At 72.7% G+C, this 20,573-nt stretch carries 19 protein-coding genes and 1 pseudogene; 10 read left to right on the top strand and 10 right to left on the bottom strand.

Going from position 1 to position 20,573, the window contains the following annotated elements; all coding sequences use genetic code 11:
* The 6 genes from ACH54P_RS01460 to ACH54P_RS01435 form a co-directional block, all read right to left on the bottom strand.
* Positions 1-1,107 (bottom strand): RICIN domain-containing protein, encoded by a 1,107-nt coding sequence (locus ACH54P_RS01460; protein WP_489910471.1) that lies wholly within the window; start codon positions 1,105-1,107, stop codon positions 1-3.
* Positions 1,108-1,219: 112 nt separating this feature from the next.
* Complete coding sequence (locus ACH54P_RS01455; protein ID WP_489910470.1) at positions 1,220-2,644, bottom strand: carbohydrate-binding protein; 1,425 nt, start codon at positions 2,642-2,644, stop codon at positions 1,220-1,222.
* A 30-nt stretch (positions 2,645-2,674) separates the two neighbouring features.
* Positions 2,675-4,573, bottom strand: coding sequence for a glycoside hydrolase family 127 protein (locus ACH54P_RS01450; RefSeq protein WP_489910469.1), 1,899 nt, complete (start codon positions 4,571-4,573; stop codon positions 2,675-2,677).
* A 15-nt stretch (positions 4,574-4,588) separates the two neighbouring features.
* On the bottom strand, positions 4,589-5,392 hold the full coding sequence (locus tag ACH54P_RS01445; RefSeq protein ID WP_489910468.1) for a carbohydrate ABC transporter permease: 804 nt from the start codon (positions 5,390-5,392) through the stop codon (positions 4,589-4,591).
* Positions 5,389-6,318 (bottom strand): carbohydrate ABC transporter permease, encoded by a 930-nt coding sequence (locus ACH54P_RS01440; protein WP_489910467.1) that lies wholly within the window; start codon positions 6,316-6,318, stop codon positions 5,389-5,391. Before ACH54P_RS01440 ends, ACH54P_RS01445 begins: the two co-directional genes overlap by 4 nt.
* A gap of 2 nt (positions 6,319-6,320) precedes the next feature.
* Entirely contained in the window at positions 6,321-7,628 is a 1,308-nt protein-coding gene (locus ACH54P_RS01435; protein ID WP_489910466.1) for an ABC transporter substrate-binding protein, read from the bottom strand.
* Positions 7,629-7,805: 177 nt separating this feature from the next.
* On the opposite strand from ACH54P_RS01435, the gene ACH54P_RS01430 reads away from it, so the two are divergent.
* Complete coding sequence (locus ACH54P_RS01430) at positions 7,806-8,837, top strand: LacI family DNA-binding transcriptional regulator (RefSeq protein WP_489910465.1); 1,032 nt, start codon at positions 7,806-7,808, stop codon at positions 8,835-8,837.
* A 1-nt stretch (position 8,838) separates the two neighbouring features.
* Here the strand turns inward: ACH54P_RS01430 and ACH54P_RS01425 are convergent, their stop codons facing one another.
* The 3 genes from ACH54P_RS01425 to ACH54P_RS01415 form a co-directional block, all read right to left on the bottom strand.
* A complete protein-coding gene (locus tag ACH54P_RS01425; RefSeq protein ID WP_489910464.1) occupies positions 8,839-10,752 on the bottom strand; it encodes a glycoside hydrolase family 27 protein in 1,914 nt (637 codons plus the stop codon).
* 120 nt (positions 10,753-10,872) lie between these two features.
* Complete coding sequence (locus ACH54P_RS01420; protein WP_489910463.1) at positions 10,873-11,373, bottom strand: hypothetical protein; 501 nt, start codon at positions 11,371-11,373, stop codon at positions 10,873-10,875.
* A 34-nt stretch (positions 11,374-11,407) separates the two neighbouring features.
* On the bottom strand, positions 11,408-12,976 hold the full coding sequence (locus tag ACH54P_RS01415; RefSeq protein WP_489910462.1) for an alkaline phosphatase D family protein: 1,569 nt from the start codon (positions 12,974-12,976) through the stop codon (positions 11,408-11,410).
* 213 nt (positions 12,977-13,189) lie between these two features.
* On the opposite strand from ACH54P_RS01415, the gene ACH54P_RS01410 reads away from it, so the two are divergent.
* Together ACH54P_RS01410 and ACH54P_RS01405 are read left to right on the top strand one after the other, a co-directional pair.
* On the top strand, positions 13,190-13,360 hold the full coding sequence (locus tag ACH54P_RS01410; RefSeq protein ID WP_489910461.1) for a CopG family transcriptional regulator: 171 nt from the start codon (positions 13,190-13,192) through the stop codon (positions 13,358-13,360).
* Position 13,361: 1 nt separating this feature from the next.
* Positions 13,362-13,700 carry a VOC family protein gene (locus ACH54P_RS01405; RefSeq protein WP_489910460.1) on the top strand — a complete coding sequence of 113 codons (339 nt, stop codon included), beginning with the start codon at positions 13,362-13,364 and terminating at the stop codon, positions 13,698-13,700.
* A gap of 9 nt (positions 13,701-13,709) precedes the next feature.
* Here the strand turns inward: ACH54P_RS01405 and ACH54P_RS01400 are convergent, their stop codons facing one another.
* Positions 13,710-14,342: a TetR/AcrR family transcriptional regulator gene (locus ACH54P_RS01400; RefSeq protein ID WP_489910459.1), complete on the bottom strand. Its 633-nt coding sequence runs from the start codon at positions 14,340-14,342 to the stop codon at positions 13,710-13,712.
* A 53-nt stretch (positions 14,343-14,395) separates the two neighbouring features.
* On the opposite strand from ACH54P_RS01400, the gene ACH54P_RS01395 reads away from it, so the two are divergent.
* From ACH54P_RS01395 to ACH54P_RS01365, 7 genes and pseudogenes are all read left to right on the top strand, one after another.
* Entirely contained in the window at positions 14,396-15,073 is a 678-nt protein-coding gene (locus ACH54P_RS01395; RefSeq protein ID WP_489910458.1) for a class II aldolase/adducin family protein, read from the top strand.
* A gap of 62 nt (positions 15,074-15,135) precedes the next feature.
* The gene (locus ACH54P_RS01390) at positions 15,136-16,143 is read left to right on the top strand and encodes an Lrp/AsnC family transcriptional regulator (protein ID WP_489910457.1); all 1,008 of its coding nucleotides are present in this window, start codon (positions 15,136-15,138) and stop codon (positions 16,141-16,143) included.
* The gene (locus tag ACH54P_RS01385) at positions 16,140-17,027 is read left to right on the top strand and encodes a polysaccharide deacetylase family protein (protein WP_489910456.1); all 888 of its coding nucleotides are present in this window, start codon (positions 16,140-16,142) and stop codon (positions 17,025-17,027) included. The genes ACH54P_RS01390 and ACH54P_RS01385 overlap by 4 nt, the downstream gene beginning before the upstream one ends.
* The gene (locus ACH54P_RS01380) at positions 17,024-18,310 is read left to right on the top strand and encodes an MFS transporter (RefSeq protein ID WP_489910455.1); all 1,287 of its coding nucleotides are present in this window, start codon (positions 17,024-17,026) and stop codon (positions 18,308-18,310) included. The genes ACH54P_RS01385 and ACH54P_RS01380 overlap by 4 nt, the downstream gene beginning before the upstream one ends.
* A complete protein-coding gene (locus ACH54P_RS01375) occupies positions 18,310-19,089 on the top strand; it encodes an SDR family NAD(P)-dependent oxidoreductase (protein WP_489910454.1) in 780 nt (259 codons plus the stop codon). Before ACH54P_RS01380 ends, ACH54P_RS01375 begins: the two co-directional genes overlap by 1 nt.
* Positions 19,082-20,068 (top strand): ketopantoate reductase family protein, encoded by a 987-nt coding sequence (locus ACH54P_RS01370; protein ID WP_489910453.1) that lies wholly within the window; start codon positions 19,082-19,084, stop codon positions 20,066-20,068. Before ACH54P_RS01375 ends, ACH54P_RS01370 begins: the two co-directional genes overlap by 8 nt.
* Positions 20,065-20,547 (top strand): annotated as a pseudogene (locus ACH54P_RS01365) (M20/M25/M40 family metallo-hydrolase); the annotation flags it as partial. The gene ACH54P_RS01370 and the pseudogene ACH54P_RS01365, both read left to right, overlap by 4 nt.
* Positions 20,548-20,573: the final 26 nt, after the last annotated feature.

Raw genomic sequence — 20,573 nt, 5'->3', positions numbered from 1 at the left:
TCAGAACAGGAAGGAGCCGTACGGGCCGTTGAGGATCGCGGTCTTCTGACTCTGGTCGAAGTGCGTGTTCGGGTAGTCGTAGAACGACGCCGACATCGGCGTCCCGTCGGTCGACGTCGAGTCCGGCAGGCCGAACGCGTGGCCCAGTTCGTGCACCATGCCGCCGTACCAGCGGTTCATCGGGCCGTTGAGCCCGGCCGCGCCGTCGGCGTCGTGCTGGCACAGGATCACCCAGCCGCCGCCTCCGCCGCCGCCCGCGCCCTGGCCTTCGGCGATGACCTCGCCGACGTTGATCCAGCGGCTGTCCGGGGCCTTCACGTCGAACCGGCGCAGCAGTTCCTGCTGCATGTTGAACACGGCCCACCAGTAGCGGTCGCTGCCGTTCGGGGTGTTCTCGTACCAGCTCTTCACGTGCTCACCGGTGACCACCTGGACGACGGGGTCGGCGAGCCGGAACGTCTTGCCGAGTTCCTGGCCGTAGTACCGCTGGGCCTCGCGCAGGACGTTCGCGATGCCGTCCGGGTAACGCTGGTCGTAGGGCACGTCGGACGGCCGCAGCAGCCACACCCGCACGGTCTTCTCCGCCGGGTTCGGCGTACCGCCGCCGGTCGGGTACCCGGCCAGCCGCCACCCCCGGCTCGCGGCGCTCGTGCAGGGCAGCTGCACGAGTCCGGTGCCGGCCGAAGGGCTGTCCCCGGCCGGGGCGACGCACTTGCCCGAGGCGGCGGAGACGAGGGCGAACGCGGTGCCGGCCGCCTGCAGCCGGAACTGCTGGTTCGTCCCGGAGTGGCAGGCGTACTGGATCACCGGCGCGCCGTCCGAAGCGGACGCACCGGAGATGTCCAGGCAGCTGCCGGCGGTGAAGGTGGCGACGGTGTAGACGTCCCCGGACCCCGGGGTGAACCGGAACGCCTGGCCGGCCGCCGAGGTGCACCCCGACTGGGTCAGCTGGACCGCACTGGTGCCGCCGGGAACAGTGGCGCAGTTCCCGTTGGCCTGGTTGACGACCGTGCTGGTGAAGGCGGCCGCGGCCAGGGCGCTGCTCGCGGACAGCACCGAGAGCAGGCCGGCCACGAGGCACAGCACCACGGAGGCAGCCAGCCGCATCACGCCACGGTTGTGCCGGAATACCACAGGACGCGTCATCGGGTCCTCGCAATCTTCGGTTGTCAGCGTTGACAGTGACGGCTGGGTGCGCTCCCGGTGCCGTTCGGGGAAATCAGGTGAGCTGGAGGTAGCCGAGTTCGGCGTAGCCCGTGCCACCGGCGAAGAAGGGCGCGCCCTTGGCCAGGCGGATCGTGTGGTAGCCCGCGTGCAGGTTCACGGACGTCGAGACGGTGGACCCGAACCGGCCCCACCCGGCGATCGGCGGATAGCCGATCGCCGACCAGCCGCCACCGTGGCAGGCCAGGCCCTGGGTGGCCGTCGCTCCGGTGCCGTTCGCGTAGCCGATGGTCATCGTGTAGGCCCGCGCGCTCGGCACGTTCACGACGAAGTCGACGTAGCTGTCGCTGCGCGGGTCGCCGCTGTTGTCGATGCGGCCGACGTACCCGCCGTTGGACGCGCTGCCGCCCGCCAGCCGCTGCGCGCGGTACACCGACGCGTTCTCGGCCTCGTACCGCTGCTGATAGGCGGGTACGCCGGTCACCGGCTCGACGACCAGGTGGTACGCGCGCGTGGTGTCGTAGGAGGCGAACCCGTCCAAGCCGGTCTGCGCGGGCGGGGTCGTGGTCACCATGGATCCGGCCAGGTCGCCGTACCACTGGTAGTGCCACCACGTGCCGGTCGGCTGGGTGTTGTTCACGACGAGCCCGTCGACGGTCCCGTACTCGTAGTTCGCCACGCGCCCCGGGACGTCGACCTCGTCGGTCCACGCGTACTCGTTGATGAAGATCTGCCGCGGGCCGATGCCGAGCGACGCCTCCGCCGAGCGGTACGCGGCGACGTCGGCCGCGATCGCGCCGCTGCTGTGGTTCAGCTCGTGCCAGACGACGAGGTCCGGCAGGGTGTTCGTGCTCTTCGCGGTGGGCAGGAACGCCCGCATCCGGGTGGCGTCCCAGCCCGCGTAGCCGGGCCCGGCGACCGGCGAGACGGTGTCGCGGGTCCGGATCCGCTGGCCGGTCCGCGCCCAGCCGGCGTCGAAGTCACCGGCCTTCGCGGTGTCCCAGGTCCAGTCGGGCTCGTTCCAGATCTCCCAGGCCGCCACGTTGCTCACGAACGTGGCGCCCGGCCGCTGCGCGACCATGGTGTCCGCTTTGGCCGGCCAGTCTTCCCAGCTGACCCACCGATACGGGAAGTCCGGGTGGCTGTCCGGCATCCGGATCACCTGGGCGGCGCCGACCCGGTCGGCCTGCGGGGCGATCTTGAGCGCGTCCCCGCCGGGCGGCTGGCCGTTGGGCTGCTGCCCGACGCCCGGCGGGGGCTGGGTGAGGGTGTTCAGCTTGAGCGGCAGCAGGGCCGGGGCGGCCGGCCGGTCGTTCTCGGCCAGCGCGTAGAGGCCACCGGCGGCGGCGTGCGTGACCGGCCGGAACGGCGCGGCGGCGTCGACCACCAGCGTGTGGCCGGCGGCTTCCGCCGGTGCCGCGAGGTGGGCGGCGGCCGCCGCCGTGACGAGCCCGAGAGTGCGTCGTGTCCGTGGTGACATCGGGACCTCGATGGGCTGGGGGGACGGGGGTCACCTCGTGGTGGCGACCGGGATCCAGACCCGCATCGGGCCGGGTTCCCGGTTGCCCCACAGGAAGTACGGGATCGCGGTCAGCTCGACCGGCCCGGCGTCCGCGGCCTCCGCGGCACCGGCCGGGTACAGCTCGTCCGACCCGGCTGCCTCGACGCGGCCGCGCGCGGTGAGGGTCACGGGCACCTCGGGCAGCCGTCCGGCGGAGAGGGGGGCGGCCGGGTCGATCCGCACGTCCTCCAGGGTGACCCCGGCGGGCAGGTCGGCCTGTTCCAGGCAGTAGACGAGCGGCCCGCGCGTCACCGCGACGCAGCCGCGCACGGCGTCGATCCGGGAGTGGGGCCGGACGACGCGGGCGGGCATCGGCAGGTCCAGGGTCACCGTGGCGCCGGCGGACCAGTCGCGGCGCACCTCCGTGTAACCGTCGCGGACTGCGGCGGGTGCGCCGTCGACCAGGGCGCCCTCCGCCCAGCCGGGGATCCGCAGGGCGAGCATGAGCGGCGTCGTGGTGGTCACGGTCAGCTCGATCCGGCCGTCCCACGGGTACCGGGTGCGGGTGACGACGTGGACCTCGGCACCGTCCACAGTGGTGTGCAGCTCACCGTCGGCGTACAGGTGCACCTGGAGCCCGCCGGGGTCGGTGGTGGCCACGTAGCCGGACAGGGACGCGACGAGCCGGGCGAGGTTGGGCGGGCAGCAGGCGCACGAGTACCACGGCAGGCGCTGCGACGGCGCGTCCTCGTGCGAGCCGTCGTGGCCGGTGCGCAGGTGCAGCGGGTTGGAGTAGAAGAAGTGGGTGCCGTCCAGCGCGGTCGAGCCGGCGATCGCGTTGTACAGCGCGCGTTCCATCTCGTCGGCGTACCGGCCCTCGCCGGTGGCCAGCAGCATCCGCCAGTTCCACTGGAAGCTCGCGATCGCGGCGCAGGTCTCGCCGTACGCCCGGTCGGGCGGCAGCTCGTACGGGTCGCCGAACGCTTCGTCGCGGTGCCGGGAACCCTGCGCGCCGGTCAGGTAGGTCTTGGCGCCGAACGCGTCGGCCCACAGCCGGCGGGCGGCTTCCAGGAGCTCGTCGTCGCGGGTCTCGACGGCGACGTCCACCACGCCGGCGAGCAGGTAGAGCTGGCGCACGACGTGGCCGGCGACCTCGTCGGCCTCGCGCACGGGCACGTGGTCCTGCAGGTACCGCGAGCCGAACCGCTCACCGTTGAGGAGGCCGCGTCCGCGCAGGTCGAGGAACCGGCGGGCCAGGTCGAGGTACGGCCGGTGCCCGGTCACCCGGTAGAGCTCGACCAGCGCGGTCTCGATCTCGGGGTGCCCGTCGACGTCGTCGACACCGCCGACCGGCCCGAAGCGCTCCACGATCAGGTCCGCGAACCGCCGGGCGACGGTGACGAGCTGGGCGCCCACCCCGGCCCGCGCCGCCGCGACGGCCGCCTGGATCAGGTGGCCCGCGCAGTAGAGCTCGTGGCTCCAGTGCAGCTCCCGCCACCGCAGCCCGGGCTTGTCGACGGTGAAGTAGGAGTTCAGGTAGCCGTCGTCCTCCTGCGCCTTGGCCACCAGCGCGGCGGTCGTGTCGAGGAACGCCCGCAGCTCGGCGTCGTCCGGGTCGCGGCCGAGCTGCCAGGCGGCGGCTTCCAGGGTCTTGTAGACGTCGGAGTCGGCGAACCACATGTTGCGGTGGTCGCCGTCGACCTCGCCGGTGACGCGGCGGAGGTTGTCCAGCGCGCCGGCGGTGTCGAGGTGCTCGACGCAGTGCGGCAGGGTCCGGCTCGCGTTGCGCGCCTGCCAGCCGCCGAGCAGGCTGCCCGGCGCGAAGGTGACGGCGCCGAGGAAGAGCGGCCGCAGCGCCGACCTCGCGGCGGGCGTGGGGTGGACGGGCCCGAGGATGCGTTCGGTCATCGAGGTGCTCCTGTCTCAGCCCTTGAGGGCTCCCGAAGTGAAGCCGCGGACGTAGTACCGCTGCAGGACGAGGAAGACCGCCACGCACGGCAGGGCGGAGACCACCACACCCGCTTGCAGGGCCCCGAAGTCGACCGAGCCGAGGCTGCCGGACTGGAGGTTGAACAGCGCGACCGGCAGGGTGAACTTCTCGCCGTCGGTGAGGAAGATCAGCGGCGCGACGAACTCGTTCCACGCCGCCAGGAACGAGAACAGCGCGATGGTGACGATGCCGGGGAGCACCCCGCGCAGCAGCACCCGCCGCAGGGCGCCGCCGACCGAGCAGCCGTCGATCAGCGCCGCCTCCTCGAGCTCCACGGGCAGCGCTTCGAAGGAGTTGCGCATCATGAACAGGCCGAACGGCAGCTGGAGCACGGCCATCACCAGGCCCAGCCCGATCAGCGAGTTCTGCAGGCCGAGCCAGCCGAGCAGGATGTACAGCGGCACCAGGATCGTCGTGTAGGGCACCATCAGGATGGCCAGGGTGACCAGGAACAGCACGTTGCGCCCGGGGAAGGCGAGCCGGGCCATCGCGTAGCCGCCGAGGGTGGTCGCCACGACGGTGACGGCCACCGCGACCAGGGCGACCACGGTCGTGTTGAGCAGGTAGGTGCCGAGGCCGCTGCCGTAGTCGGCGAGCCGCCGGTAGTTGGCGGTCCCGGCGTCCCCGGCCTCGCGCCCGGTCAGTGACGAATACAGCGTCCACAGCAGGGGAAGCAGGAACAGCACGGCCAAGGCCGCGCTCGTGACGTGCCGGCCCGCGGCCCGGAGCCGGTTCACTTGCCCTCCCGGCGGATCAGCCGCAGCTGGGCGACGTTGAGCACGATCAGCACGGCGAGCGTCGCCACCGAGACCGCGGCCGCCCGGCCGAGGTCCTGCGACAGGAACGCTTCGCGGTAGATGTCGATGACGACGGTGGCGGTGTCGTGGCGGCCGCCGGTGAGGATGAAGAACTGGTCGAACGCCAGCAGCGAACCGGTCAGGGACAGCACCATCGCGAGCGCGAGCGTCGGGCGCAGCAGCGGCAGCGTCACCCGCCACAGGATCTGCCACCGGTTCGCGCCGTCGATGCGCGCGGCCTCGTACAGCGCCGGGTCGATGCCCTGCAGGCCGGTCATCAGGATGAGCATGTAGAACCCGGCGAACCGCCAGGTGATCATCCCGACCGTCGAGCCGAGCGCGTTGCCGCCCGAGCCGAGCCAGTCCACCCGGCCGAGGCCGAGGAAGCCCACGAGGTGGTTCAGCGCCGAGGAGTCGGTGTTGAACAGCCCGTAGAACAGCAGGCTGGTCGAGGCGAGCCCGACCGCGCTGGGCAGGAAGAAGACGGTGCGGACGACACCGGTGCCGGGCCGGTCGTGCTGCACCAGCAGCGCCAGCCCGAAGGCGACGAGGCTGAGCACGACGGTGGTCACCAGCGTGTACTTGAGCGTGAACCCCACCGCCCGCAGGAACAGGGGGTCGCCCAGCGCGTCGTAGTTCTCGACGCCGTTGGGCGCGGACGCGCCGACGAGCGGCCAGTGGCTGACCGACATCCACAGCATCAGCCCGAGCGGGATGACGAAGAAGACGGCGACCAGCACGGCCATCGGGGCGGCGTAGGCGATCCCCAGCCGGCGCCGTCCCCGGGCGATCGAGCCGCGGCGGCGGCGGGGGGCCGGCGCCGCGGTCTCCGGCGCCGGTACCCGCGAGGACAACAGCGACACCATCGTCAGCTGCCGCTGGAGAGGGACTCGGTGACGGCCGCGTTGTGCTGTTTCAGGATCGAGCCGACGTCACCGCCGCCGAAGACCGCGTCGATCACCGTCGCCGTCCAGGGACCGTTGGTGTCGTTGAACGTCTTGCCGAAGTTGACCGAGATCGGCGTCTGCCCCTCGCTCGCGAGCCGGTTGAACACGCCGAGGCGCGGGTCCTGCTTGGCGTAGGTGTTGCCGGCCAGGTCCGAGCGGACGGTGATGTTCTTGCTCTTCGCGACGACGTCGACCTGCGCCTGGTCGGACAGCGTCCAGGAGATGAAGTCCCACGCGGCCGCGGCGTGCTGGCTGTTGCTGCCGACGCCGACGACGTCCCCGCCGACGAACGACGAGCTGCCGCCGGTCAGGCCGGGGATCGGCGCGACGCCGACCTGGAGGTCCGGCCCTTCCTTCATGCCCTGCAACGCCGTCGCGCCCATCGGCTGGATGCCGATCTTGCCGTCGAGGAACGGCTGGGTCCAGGTGGGCCCGGACTCGTTCTTCGCCGACGCGGGCACGACGCCGTCGGTGTAGAGCTGCCGCAGCAAGGAGTACACCTGCGCGGCCTTCGGGTCGTCGAGGGTGGCGGCGGTGCCCTGGTCGTTGAGCACCGTGCCGCCGGAGGCCCAGATCATCGGCCAGCTGGTGAACAGCTGGCAGCCCGGGCAGGCACCGCCGAAGAAGTAGCCCTTGACGTCGCCGCCGAGCGCGGCGATCCTGCGGGCGGCCGCGGCGAGTTCGTCCAGGGTGGCCGGTGGCTTCGCCGGGTCCAGGCCGGCGCGGGTGAACAGGACCTTGTTGTAGAAGACCGCGGACAGGTCGATGTCGTGCGGCACCGCGTAGAGCTTGCCGTCGTGGGTGGCCGCCTTGACGTGCGCCGGCGCGAGGGTGCCCTTGAACGGCAGCTGGTCCACGCGGGCGGTGAGGTCGAGGAAGAGCCCCTTGGCCGCGTAGTTGGGCGCGTAGACGACGTCGGCGGCCAGGAGGTCCGGCAGCTGCTTCGCGCCCGCGGCCGTGCCGACCTTCTGCTGGTAGGAGTCGGCTGGGAAGACCGTCAGCTTCACCTTGTTCTGGTGGCTCGCGTTGTAGGCGTCGATCAGCGTCTGGCTGAAGGTGGCCGTGGGCGACCGGGTCCACATGGTGATCGTGGTGCCGTCGTCCACGCTCGCGGTGTCCCCCGCCGCCGCGCCGGACGGGCCGCTCTGGCAGGCCGCGAGGACGAGCACGCCGGCGACCGTGGCCGCGGCACGCCCCCACCGTGCCCTGGTTCGGATGTGCGAAGTCATCGACTCTCCTCTCGGGAGGCCGCCGCCTGCGGGTGTCGGGGAGGCAACCGAGGAAAATTAGGAAACCGGTTGCCGAACCAAGCTAGGCCGTCCGTCACCGGCAAGTCAAGGCTTGATACTCGCAGTCAGCGGCGTTACTTTTGGTCAGCGGCGACCGGCGGAGGTACTGTGCCACTCATGCCACCGCGGAAAATTTCGGAAACTCCCGGAAACCTCGCCAAGCCGGCCACGATCAGCGAGGTCGCCCTGCTGGCCGGCGTCTCGGTCGGCACCGCGTCGAAGGCGCTCAACGGCCGCGGGTCGCTGCGCGCGGAGACCCGGCAGCGGGTGCTGTCCGCGGCCGAGCAGCTGGGCTTCCAGGCGAACCGGGCGGCCGTGACGCTGAACTCCGGGCGGACCTACACGGTCGGCATGATCACCACCGACACCATCGGCCGGTTCAGCATCCCGCTCATGATGGGCGCGGAGGACGCCCTCGGCGCCGGCGAGATGTCGGTCTTCCTCTGCGACGCCCGCGACAACCCGATCCGCGAGCAGTACTACCTGCGCACCCTGCTGTCCCGCCGGGTCGACGGCATCATCGTCACCGGCCGCCGGACCAAGTCCCGGGCGCCGATCGGCGCGGGGCTGCCCATCCCCGTGGTGTACGCCTTCATCAGCTCCACCGACCCGCACGACTGTTCCGTCGTGCCGGACGAGGCGGGCGGCGCCCGCAAGGCCGTCGAGCACCTGCTGGCCACCGGACGGCGCCGGGTCGCCCACATCACCGGCCCCGAGCGGCACCACTCGGCGACGGTGCGCGCCGACGCGGCCGCCGAACGGCTCGGCGAGGCCGGGCTCGACCTGGCCGGCGCCCCGATGTTCGGCGAGTGGAGCGAGGCGTGGGGCCGGCAGGCGGCGCGGATGCTGCTCGGCGCCGGGACCGCCTTCGACGCCGTGTTCTGCGGCAGCGACCAGATCGCCCGCGGCGTCGCCGACGCCGTGGGCGCGGCGGGCCGCCGCGTGCCCGAAGACGTCGCCCTGGTCGGCTTCGACAACTGGGACGTGATGGCGCTGGCCTGCCAGCCGCCGCTGACGAGCGTCGACATGGAGCTGGAGGCGCTCGGCCGGACCGCCGCCGAGATGCTGCTGGCGGCGATCAACGGCGAGCCCTCCCCCGGCCGGCACACCCGGCCGTGCCGGCTGGTGATCCGGGATTCGACCGCCTGAGTCACCGCCGGGTCCACTGCTGGTTGGCCCCACCGCCGCAGGCCCAGAGGATGATCTTCGTGCCGTTCGCGGTGCCCGCGCCGCTGGCGTCCAGGCACAGGCCGGACACCGCGTTCGTGACGGTCCCGTTCGCGTTGACCGCCCACTGCTGGTTGCGCTGGCCGTTGCAGTCCCAGACGACCACGGACGTGCCGTTCGCCGTCCCGCTGTCGTAGGCGTCGAGGCACTTCGTGCCGTTGACGACGAGCTGCCCGCGCACCGGCACCCAGGTCTGGTTCGGCCCCGCGGCGCAGTCCCACAGCTGCGCCTGGACGCCGTTGGCGATGCTGTTGTCGTCCACGTCGAGGCAGCGTCCTGATTGGACACCCGTCAGCTGGACGCCGTCGCTCCCGGGCAGCGGCAGGATCGAGACGCCGGTGAGCTGCGGCGGGGTGCCCGAGAACGTCAGGGCGTTGCTGTTGCCCTTGCCCAGGGAGACCACGGCCGAGACGGATTTCACGGCTCCGCCCGTCGACGGGAAGGCGACGACGGTCGGCTGCTGGCCGTTCACGGCGAGGGCGGCCGTCTGCGCGGTGGTCGCGCGGTAGCCGAAGGTCGCGACCGCCAGGCCGGTGGCGGCCGCGGTGATCCCGGTGAACCGCGAGCCGTCGGCCGGGTAGCTCGCCGACGCGGCGTCGGTGCCCTGGACGGTCAGCAGCACCGAGTCGTTGGGCGGGACGTTCACGCTGTAGCCCGTGCCGAAGGTGCCGGCATCCTGGGCGCCCCAGAGGTTCCGCACCTTCGCCGGGGCCGCGGCCAGGCCGAGGTCGGCCCACCTCGCCGTCATCGTCGCCGCCGACGACGTCCGGTTCAGCAGCAGCACCGCGCGCTTGCCGGAGCCGCTGAGGACCTTGCCGTAGACCTGGCGCCCGGCGGCGTCCTCGGCGACCTTCACCCCCTGCAGGCCCCGCGGGTCCTGGTCGACGGCGATGACTTCACGGTTCTTCAGGACGGCCGCCGTCTCGGCGCTCATCGTCGCGAGGTTGTTGCCCGCCAGCAGCGGCGCCCCGGAGACCGCCCACATGGCCAGCTCGGTCCGGCCCTGCGCGGCGGTCAGCCCGGGCATGCCCACGGTGAGCATGTCGGGGTCGTTGACGTACCCCGTGTGCTGCGACACGGGGTGCTGCGCCTGGTCGAAGTTGGTCAGCGCCTGCGGCAGGGTCGCGGCCTGGCCGTAGTAGATGATGTCCGTGCTGGTCCGCCACATCGGGGCCGTGCCGGCGCCCCAGTTCCACGGGTTCTTCTTGCCCCAGTCGCAGATCGAGAGCACCAGCTCGCGCCCGGTCTGCGCGGCCGCGGCCCGGTTGGCGTCGCTGATCGCCCGGTAGGTGCTCTCCGGGTCGAGGCCCTCGGCGTCGCCGCCGCACCAGTCGACCTTGACGAAGTCGAAGCCCCACCGCTGGAACTGCAGCATGTCCTGCAGGTAGTGGCCTTCGCTGCCGGAGCCGGGCGCCGCGGGCCGCCCGGTCGGGTAGTAGTAGCCGCAGCCGTCCCGCCCGGCGTCGGTGTAGATGCCCGCCTTCAGCCCCTTGCCGTGCAGGTAGTCCGCGATCGCCTTCATGCCGCCGGGCCATTCGGCGGTGTCCACGGTGATGTTCCCGGCGCTGTCCCGGGTGCCCTGCCACCAGCCTTCGTCGATGTTGACGTAGCTGTAGCCGGCGGCCTTCAGCCCCGACGTCACGAGCGCGTCGGCCTGCGCCTTGATGACGTTGTAGTCGATCTTGGCGGCGAAGGTGTTCCACGACGCCCAGCCCATCGCCGGCGGGGGTGCCGCGACCTCCGGCACGGCCGGGCTCGCCTCGGCGATCCCCGTTCCCGGGACGGCTGCTCCGGCGATCAGCAGGAGCGCGGACAACAACCCGCGGCGCAGCTTCATGGCGTGGCTCCGACTTCGTCGTCGAAAACGATCGAATATGTTAGCGTTAACATTCGGTGGTACGGATGAATTGTTGACTTCCGGGAGATCCCCGTCAAGCGGCGGTCGGCGGAACTTCGGTCACTTGGCCGTTTTCAGCAGGATCACGACGAGGCCGAACACGACCAGCCCGGCGACGAGCAGGAGCTGCTTGCCCCACGGCAGCCGGGTCCGGCGCACGGCCAGCAGCGAGAACACCGCCATCTCGGCGACGAGCACGCCCACGCTCACCCGGAGGGCGACCGGGAACGGGACGACGCCGAGCGCCCCGGCGACGAGGGCGATCGCCGGCAGCACGGCCGCTTCGAGGATCTGGCCGCTCGCGCGCAGCAGCAGCCGGACGTCGACGCGTTCGCCGTCGCCCTCGTGGAGGGCGAGGTGGGAGAGGTACTCGGCGAACAGGCTCGCCGCCCAGATGCCGCCGGTGGCGATCACCAGGTCGAGCACCGCGGCCCACGGGCTCGCGGCCCCGGCGAGCACGAGCAGCGTGCTGAGGCAGGTGATGCCGCCGTAGACCCGTTCGCGCAGCAGCAACGCCCGGTACTCGGAAGTGCGCGCCGGTGGCGCGTCCGGAGTGGTCACGAGGGGTGATTCTGGCTCCGGACGCGCCCCGCGGCTACCGGGGGTCGGCGCCGGGTTCGCCGTCGGCGATGACGAAGCTCGCCCGGGTCGACACCGGGGCACCCGGCCGGGAGACGTGGTCGACGACGCGGTAGTCGGCCGTCCACTCGGCCCGGGTGACGACGTTGCGGACGTAGCCGCGCTTGCGGTTGACGAACTTCAGGTGCGGGTTTTCCCGCAGCTGCACCGCGTCGCCGGCGTTCTGGTCGACGCCGTCGCCCCCCGAGGTGATCGACGTGCCGACGAGTTCGGTGCCCACGGTCGCCGAGGCGGGGTTCGCGAAGTCGGCCTTGATGTCGGCGACGTAGCTCGCGTGGACGTCGCCGGTGATCACCACCGGGTTGCTCGCCCGGGCCAGGTGGTCGCGCACGAGGTCGCGCTCGGCCGGGTAGCTGTCCCAGGCGTCGTCGCTGAAGCTCGTCCCCGGGCCGGCCGTGAAGTCGCGCGCGGAGAAGAACACCTGCTGGGCCAGGATGTTCCACCGGGCGGTCCGCCCGGCCAGATTGCGCAGCAGCCACTCCTTCTGCGCCTGCCCGAGGATCGTGCGGTCCGGGTCGAGCCGCTGCTCGGGCGTCACCTCCTGGTCGTCGCGGAACTGGCGGGTGTCGAGCAGGTGCAGGTCGGCCAGGTCGCCGAACGTCAGCCGCCGGTGGATCCGGATGTCGGGGCCCACCGGACGCTGGGCGCGCCGCAGCGGCATGTGCTCGAAGTAGGCCTGGAACGCGGCCGCGCGGCGCTGCCGGAACACCGCCGGGTCCTGGTCGGGTTCGGTGTCGGGCTGGGAGATGTCCCCCGCCCAGTTGTTCTCCACCTCGTGGTCGTCGAACACGACCGCCCACGGGAAGGCGGCGTGGGCGGCCTGCAGGTCCGGGTCGCTCTTGTACTGGGCGAGGCGCGTGCGGTAGTCGGCCAGGGTCCAGGTCTCCGCGGCCGGCGCGTGGCCCCGGCCGATCGTGCCCTGCGCGCCGCCCTCGTAGATGTAGTCGCCGAGGAACGCGACCAGGTCGAGGTCCTCCTCCGCCAGGTGCCGGTAGGCGGTGTAGTACCCCTCGGGGTAGTTCTGGCAGCTGGCGAAGGCGAACGCGAACCGGCCCGTCCGCGCGCCCGGCCGCGGCGCGGTCTTCGTCCGGCCGACCGGGCTCAGCTCCCGCCCGGTCCGGAAGCGGTAGAAGTACTCCGCGCCGGGCCGCAGCCCGGGCACCTCGACGTGCACCGCGTGCGCCGATTCCGGGCGGGCGAGTTCCGCACCGGCCGCGACGACCCGGTGGAACCGCTCGTCCTCGGCGACCTGCCAGCTCACCGGGACCGGCCGGGCGGGCATCCCGCCGCCGGCCGCCAGTGGCTCGGGCGCGAGCCGCGTCCACAGCACCACGCCGCCGGGCAGCGGGTCGCCGGAGGCCACGCCCAGGGTGAACGGCGCCCGGACCGGCGCGGACCCGGCGCCTTCGGCCGCCGCGGCGGGGATCCCGGACAGGGCGGCGGCGCCGAGCGCGGCCGTGCCCGCCAGGAGGACCTGCCGGCGCGACGGCGCCGGACCCGCGGCAGCGTCGAGTGGACCAGCCATGTGTCACCTCTTCCGAAAGGACCGTTTCCTTCCGCGAGGGCGAAAGGCCCGCAAACGCTAAATTCGGCAGATGACCACCGTCCGACGTCGTGATGACCCGATGGTGTACACCCGGATTAGCTATCGGAAGACTGGTTCGACACCCACAGTTCGTCCCAGACGCGCCGGGTAGGCCGTTATACACCCGCCCGGGGAGCACGCTAGCCTCAGGCCGTGGGTGATGAGGACGTCAAGCAGTTCAACGTGTACCTGCCGGTCGGCTTGATCCGGCGGGTCAAGCACCACGCCGTGGAAGCGGAGCTCTCGCTTTCGGCGCTGGTCGCCGAGGCGTTGCGCGCCTACCTCGACCACCCCCGTGACCCCGCACCCGAAGAGGAGAGCTGACATGACGACCGAGGGCATCGAGGCCGTGTACCTGACGACCCACAACTGGGGCAAGGCGGCCAAGTTCTTCCAGTCGCTGGGGTTCGAGCTGGAGTTCGCGACCGACCACAACTCCGGCCAGCTCCGCGCCGGCGACGGTCCCTACCTGTTCATCGCCGAGGTGCCCGAGTCCGAGGAGCCCCGCACGCAGGTCGTGTTCAAGGTTCCCGGCGGCTTCGAGGCCGACGACATCGTCGAGGTCGTCAGCCCCTTCGAAGAGACCCACTTCGGCACGCGCGAGATGACGGTCCGCGACCCCGACGGCCGGACCTGGAGCCTGCAGGCCCCGAAGGCGGGCTGACGGGGGCGGTCAGGAAGGCAGCCGGACCAGGAACGCGCGCAGCATCGCCTTGAGCTGCTCGAGCAGCCCGGCCGCGTCCGCGGGGTCGCCGCGGAACGCTTCCTGGATGACCGCGTCCGCGGCGAGGAACGCCGTGCGGCACGCGGTCGCCGCCTCGGCGTCGTCGCGCAGCAGGTGCTGGGCGACGAGGATGCGGTGGACGCCGGTGGCCATGACGCGTTTGTGCGCGAGGTCGGCTTCGCGCGTCCCGTCGGTGAGCCCGCGGCCGAACCACAGGGCCCGGAAGCCCGGTTCGGCCTGGTAGAGCCCGGCGAAGGCGTCGACGAGCAGGCCGACCGGGTCGTCCCACGCCTCCTGGGCCGCCCGCGCGGCGAAGGAGTCCATCAGGTCTTCCAGCCGGGCGAGGTAGACGTCGGCCAGTGCTTCGGTGATGGCGTCCCGGTCCGGCAGGTACTGGTAGAGCGCGCCCACGGACACGCCGGCCTCGGCGGCGACCCGGGTCGTCGTCAGCGCCTCGACGCCTTCCTCGGCGAGCAGCCGGTCCGCGGCCGCCAGCACCCGGGCCAGCTTCTGCCGCGAGCGCGCCTGACGCGGCACCCGGCGCAGCCGGACCCCCGCTTCGATCGGGTCCGGCCCGGTCATCGCGCTCCCAACCTGAACGTGACTTTGATTCGCTTTTATCCTAGCCTCGCTCCATGGTGGTGGGGAGTTCGGTTCTCGACGAGGCGCGGCGGGCCGTGGCCAGGGCCTGTCACGGCCTGGCCGGCGAGGGCCTGCTGATCGGGACGGCGGGCAACGTCAGCGTCCGGACGGGCGAGCACGTGGCGGTGACCGCGACGGGCGTGGTGCTGGGCCGGGCCACGCCGTACGACGTGACCGTCGTCGACCTGGACGGCGAGGTGGTCGCCGGGGAGCTGACGCCGACGTCGGAGCTGGAACTGCACCTGGGGATCTACCGGCGCTACGGCGCGGGCGCCGTGGTGCACACCCACTCCCCGCAGGCCACCGCGGTCTCCCTGGTGCTCGACGAACTGCCGTGCGTGCACTACCAGCAGCTCGCGCTCGGCGGCGCGATCCGGGTCGCGCCGTTCGCCGTGTTCGGGTCGCCCGAGCTGGCCGCCGGGACCCTCGCGGCGCTCGACGGCAAGGCGGCGGCCCTGCTGGCCAACCACGGCGCGATCGCCCACGGCCCGACGCTCGAGGCCGCGGTGGACAACGCGCTGCTCCTGGAGTGGGCCTGCGGCCTGTACGTCCGGGCCGCGACGCTCGGCGCGCCACGCGTGCTGGACCCGCAGCAGCAGGACGCCGTCGTCGCGGCCGCCGTCCAGCGCGGCTACGGCCGGCCCAGGCCCCTCGACGAGGACCTCGCCTGATTGCAGCTTTCCTGCACCTGCTTCCCTTGACTTGACGATTTCCTGCATTCAGGATGCGTCTCGTGCAGATCGAAGGCAAGGGATCCGAACTCGACCGGCGCATCGTCGCGGCGCTGCAGCTCAACGGCCGGGCGTCGTGGGGCGCCATCGCGCGGCACGTCGGCGCGAGCGAATCCACCGTCCTCCGGCGCGCCGCGCAGCTCACCGACAGCGGCCGGCTGCGGGTGATCGGCGTCGTCGACGTGCTGCGGTGCGGCCTCGGCGTGCCGGTGCTCGCGCGGCTGCGGTGCCGCCCGGGCACGGCGGCCGGCGTCGCCGAAGCGCTCGCCGCGCGGCCCGAAGTGCGCTACGCGACCGTCCTGGCGGGCAGTGCCGACTGCTCCGCCGAGTTCGTCCTGCCCTCCTACGGCGACGTCGCGCACCTGCAGCGAGGTGGCTTCCCCGGCGCCGGCGACGTCCACGACGCCGAGACCTTCGCCGTCATGCGCACGTTCACCTCCAACCACGACTGGGACTCCGGCGAGCTGAGCGCCGAGGCGGTGTCCGAGCTGCGCGGCGGCGACGTCCGGCCGTTCGAGGAACAGCACTGGGAACGCCCGCCCGAGCAGCTGGGTGAGCTGGACCTGGCCATCTGTGCGGCGCTCGGCGAGGACGGGCGGCTGCCGTTCAAAGAGGTGTCCCGGCAGGTCGGCACCAGCGAGTCCACCGTCGCCCGCCGCGTCGACTCCCTCGTGCGCCGCGGCTGCCTGCGCTTCCGGACGCTCGCCGAGCCGGCCATGTTCGGCTTCGCGCTGGAGTTCATGCTCTGGCTCTCGGTGCTGCCCGGCGAGCTGGACCGGGCCGGGCAGCAGCTCGCCGCCCACCCCGGCACGAAGTACCTGAGCGCCACCACCGGCCGGTTCAACCTCGTCGGCCAGATCGTCCTGCGCCACTACGGCGAGCTGTACCGCCACACCACCGACGTCGTCGGCGCGCTGCCCGGGCTCCGGGAGGCCGACGTGACCCTGCAGGTTTCGACGCTCAAGCGCGCGTGGGCCCCGACGCCCGCCGCCGGCCGGGAGGACGCATGACCGGACAACCCTGGCGCTGGGACGAAGCGACGTGGCGCGGGCACGTCGAGCACGTCCGGGCGGGCCGCCCGCTGCGCCCGGCGGCGTGGCCCGGCGGCGCGAAGGTCGCGGTGGCCCTGTCCTTCGACTCCGACCACGAGACCCCCGCGCTGCGCGACGGCGAAGTCCTGCCCGGCAAGCTCGCCCAGGGCGAGTACGGCGCCCGCGTCGGCGTGCCCCGCATCCTCCAGCTGCTGCGGCGCTACGAGGCGCCCGCGTCGTTCTTCGTGCCCGCCGTGTCGGCGCTGCTGCACGACGGCGAGGTCAAGTCCTATGTGGACGCCGGGCACGAGGTGGCGCTGCACGGCTGGATCCACGAACGCAACACCGCGCTCACCGAGACCGAGGAACGCGACCTGGCGTTCCGGGCCGCCGACGTCCTCGAACGCCTCACGGGCACCCGGCCGGTCGGCATCCGGACGCCGTCGTGGGACTTCTCCGCGCACACCCTCGCCATCACCCGCGAGCTCGGCCTGCGGTACGACTCGTCGCTGATGGCCGACGACGACTGCTACGAGCTGCTGGAGCACGGCGAACCCACCGGCGTCGTCGAGCTGCCGGTGGAGTGGATCCGCGACGACGCGCCGTACTTCATGATGGACCGGTTCGCGGCGCTGCGGCCCTACACCCCGCCGCGCGGCGTGCTCTCGATCTGGCGCGACGAGTTCGACGCCGCCTACGCCGACGGCGGGATCTTCCAGCTCACGATGCACCCGCACATCATCGGGCACCGCTCACGGCTCGCGATCCTGGCCGAGCTCCTCGACCACATCACCGGCCACGACGGCGTCTGGTTCGCCACGCACGCGCAGATCGTCGACCACGTCCTGGCGGAGGCGTCATGACCACTGCGGACACCACCGCCGTCTCGCACCGGCTGACGGCGCGGCAGCGCAAGGCGATCGTCGCCGGCGCCGTCGGCAACACCGTGGAGTGGGTCGACTGGGCCGTCTACGCGACCTTCGCCCCGGTCTTCGCCGGGCAGTTCTTCGCCGGGGGCACCGAAACGACGGCGCTGCTGTCGACGTTGGCCGTGTTCGCCGTCGGGTTCGTCATGCGCCCCGTCGGGGGCGCGGTGCTCGGCGCGTACGCCGACCGCCGGGGCCGCAAGAAGGGCCTCACCCTGACCATCTCGCTGATGGCCGGGGCGTCGATCGTCATCGCGCTGTGCCCGACGTACGCGCAGATCGGCGTGCTCGCCCCGATCGTGCTGCTGCTCGCCCGGCTCGTGCAGGGCTTCTCCGCGGGCGGCGAGTTCGGCTCGTCCTCGGCGTTCCTCATCGAGTCGGCCGCGCCCGGGCGGCGCGCGTTCGCCGGTTCGTGGCAGCAGGTGTCGGTCGGCCTGGGTTCGCTGCTCGCCTCGCTGATGGGCACGATCTTCAACTCGACGCTGTCCGACGCCGACCTGCACGGCTGGGGCTGGCGGCTCGCGTTCGGCCTCGCCGGGCTGCTCGGCCTGGTCGGCCTCTGGCTGCGCGTGTCGGTGCAGGAGACCGAGGCGTTCACCCGGCTGGCCGGGACGCCGCGGCGCAACCCGCTGGTCGCGATGCTGCGCGACCACCCGGGTGCCGCGCTGCGCGTCGCCGGGGTGACCATCGCCGGGACGCTGATCTACTACGTGTGGGTCTCGTACATGCCGGCGTACGCGCACCTGGCCACCGGCATCCCGCTCAAGACGGCGCTGCTGGCCAACACCCTCGCCATGGTCGTGTTCATCGCGCTGCTGCCGTTCGGCGGCCTGCTGTCCGACAGGCTCGGGCGCAAGGCGACGATGACGGTGTTCGCCGGTGGCTTCGTGGTGTTCGCGTGGCCGGCGTTCCACTTCCTGGCCAACGGGTTCTGGAGCGTGTTCGTCATCGAGCTGATCGGGCTCGTCCTGATCGTCGGCTACTCGGCGAACTGCGCGGTGATCATGGCCGAGCAGTTCCCGGCCGAGGTCCGCACCACCGGCATCGGGCTGCCGTACGCCCTCGCCGTGGCGCTCTTCGGCGGCACCGCGCCCTACGTCACGACCTGGCTCAACGCGAACCACCTCGGCCACCTCGTGTGGGTCTACGTGGCGGCCGCCGCGCTGATCGGCGTCGCGGTCTACCTCACCATGCCCGAGACGAAGGGGACGGAACTGTAGTGCGGACCGTGCTCGTCACCGGCGCCGGCGGCGGCATCGGCGCCGCCGTCGCGGACCGCTTCGCCGCCGCGGGCGACCGCGTCGTCCTGTCCGACCTCCGCCCCGCCGAACTGTCCACAGTGGCCTCCCGGCTCGGCCCGGAGGTGCGCGAACTCCCGGGCGACCTCGCCGACGTCTCGTTCGCCGAAGGGCTCGTCGAGCGCGCCGGGCCGGTCGACGTGCTCGTCAACGCCGCCGGGATCTACCCGGCCACTCCCCTGCTGGAGATGACCGCGGCGGTCTGGGACCGCGTGCAGGACGTCAACGTGCGGGCCGCGCTGCTGACGACCGTCGCGTTCGGCCGGGCGCACGCGGCCGCCGGGACCCCCGGCGCGGTCGTCAACATCTCCTCCGGCGCGGCCACCCGGGCCCGTCCCGGCGCCGCGCACTACGCGACGTCGAAGGCCGCGCTGGAGATGGTCACGAAGGCCTGCGCGGTGGAACTCGGCCCGCACGGCATCCGCGTGAACGCCGTCAGTCCCGGCTTCGTCACCGTCGACAGCGAGGCCAACCCGGTCACCGAGGCGTACGCGGCGGCCGTCTCGGTGAACCCGCTCGGCCGGCGCGGCGAACCGCGCGAGATCGCCGATGCGGTGTTCTGGCTCGCCGGCCCCGAGGCGGCCTGGATCACCGGCGCGGTCCTGCGCGTCGACGGCGGGTCGACCGCGGGCGCGGCCGGGCTGCCGCTGCACTGGACCGGGGAAACCCCCGTGCAGCAAGGGAAGGAAGCCCATGGTTGACCGGCGCTCCTACACGGTGGTCGGCGGTGGTGCGATCGGCGGGACGATCGCCTTCCACCTCGCTCGGGCCGGGCACCCGGTGTCCATAGTGGACGCCGACGCCGCGCACGTCGCCGCGCTCACCGGGCGCGGCCTGACCCTGCGGCGCCCCGGCGGCGACGAGACGGTCAAGCTGCCCGCGTTCGTGCCCGAGGACGCTCCGCCGACGCTCGGCCGGGTGCTCCTGGCGGTCAAGGCCCAGGCCACCGGGGCCGTGCTGGAGTGGTTGACGCCGCGGCTGGCGGACGACGGCTTCGTCGTGTCGCTGCAGAACGGGCTGAACGAGCCGCTGATCGCCTCCCACGTCGGTCCGGAACGGACGGTCGGGGCGTTCGTGAACCTGTTCGCCGACGTCGTCGAACCCGGCGTTGTGCGGGACGGCGGCCCCGGCGCGCTCGTCGTCGGCGAACCGGACGGCCGGATCACCGGCCGCGTCGAGGAAGTCGTCGCCGACCTGCAGGCCTGGGGCCCGGCGAAGGCGACCGCCAACGTCGAGGGCTATCTGTGGGCGAAGCTCGGCTTCGGCGCGATGCTCACCACGACGGCCCTGGCCGACGCGCCGATGGCCGACCTCATCGACCGGCACCGCCCGTTGATGCACGCCCTGACGGCCGAGGTGTTCGCCGCGGCCGGCGACCGGGTCCTGGAGGCGTTCGACCAGTTCGACCCGGCGGCCTACCTGCCGGGCGCGGCCGGCCGCGAGGAGGCGACCGACCGGCTGGTCGCCTGGCTGCGGACCCAGCCGAAGGACCGCAGCGGCATCTGGCGGGACATCGCCGTCCGGCACCGCCCGGTCGAGGTGCACGAGCACTACGCGCCGGTGCTCGCGGCGGCCCGGGTGCCGCTGCTGCGGGCGGTGCTGGCGCGGTTGCGCGACGTCGAGACCGGCGCCGTCCCGATGTCCGAGAACCACCTGACCGAACTGGAGCGAGCGCTGTGATCCGCGAACTGCACGAGTGGGTGTCGGCCCACCGCGACGACCTCCTGGCCGACCTCGCCGCCTACGTCGGCATCGAAACACCCAGCGACGACAAGGCCGCCCTGGACCGCGGGCTGTCCTGGGTGGACGGCTGGCTGCGGTCCCGCCTGGGCCCGCCCGCGGCCGTCCGGGACGTCGGCGGCGGGCGGTACGGCGACGTCAAGGTCTACGACTTCGCCGGGACCGGCGCGCCGGTGCTGCTGCTGTGCCACTACGACACGGTGTGGCCGCTCGGCACGCTCGCCGGGTGGCCGTTCACGGTGGACGGCGACCGCGCGACCGGGCCGGGGATCTTCGACATGAAGTCCGGGCTGGTCCACGCCGTGTGGGCGCTGCGCGCGCTCGACGCGGCCGGGCTGCCGCGCCCGGCCGTGCGGCTGGTCCTCAACGGCGACGAGGAGATCGGCAGCCCGGCCTCCCGGCCGGTGATCGAGGAGGCCGCCGCGGGCACCCGCGCGACGCTGGT

This window comes from Amycolatopsis sp. N2S4-7 (assembly GCF_058119595.1).
Note: the sequence above shows the minus strand (reverse complement) of the source record. Positions and strands in the feature narration are given on the sequence as shown.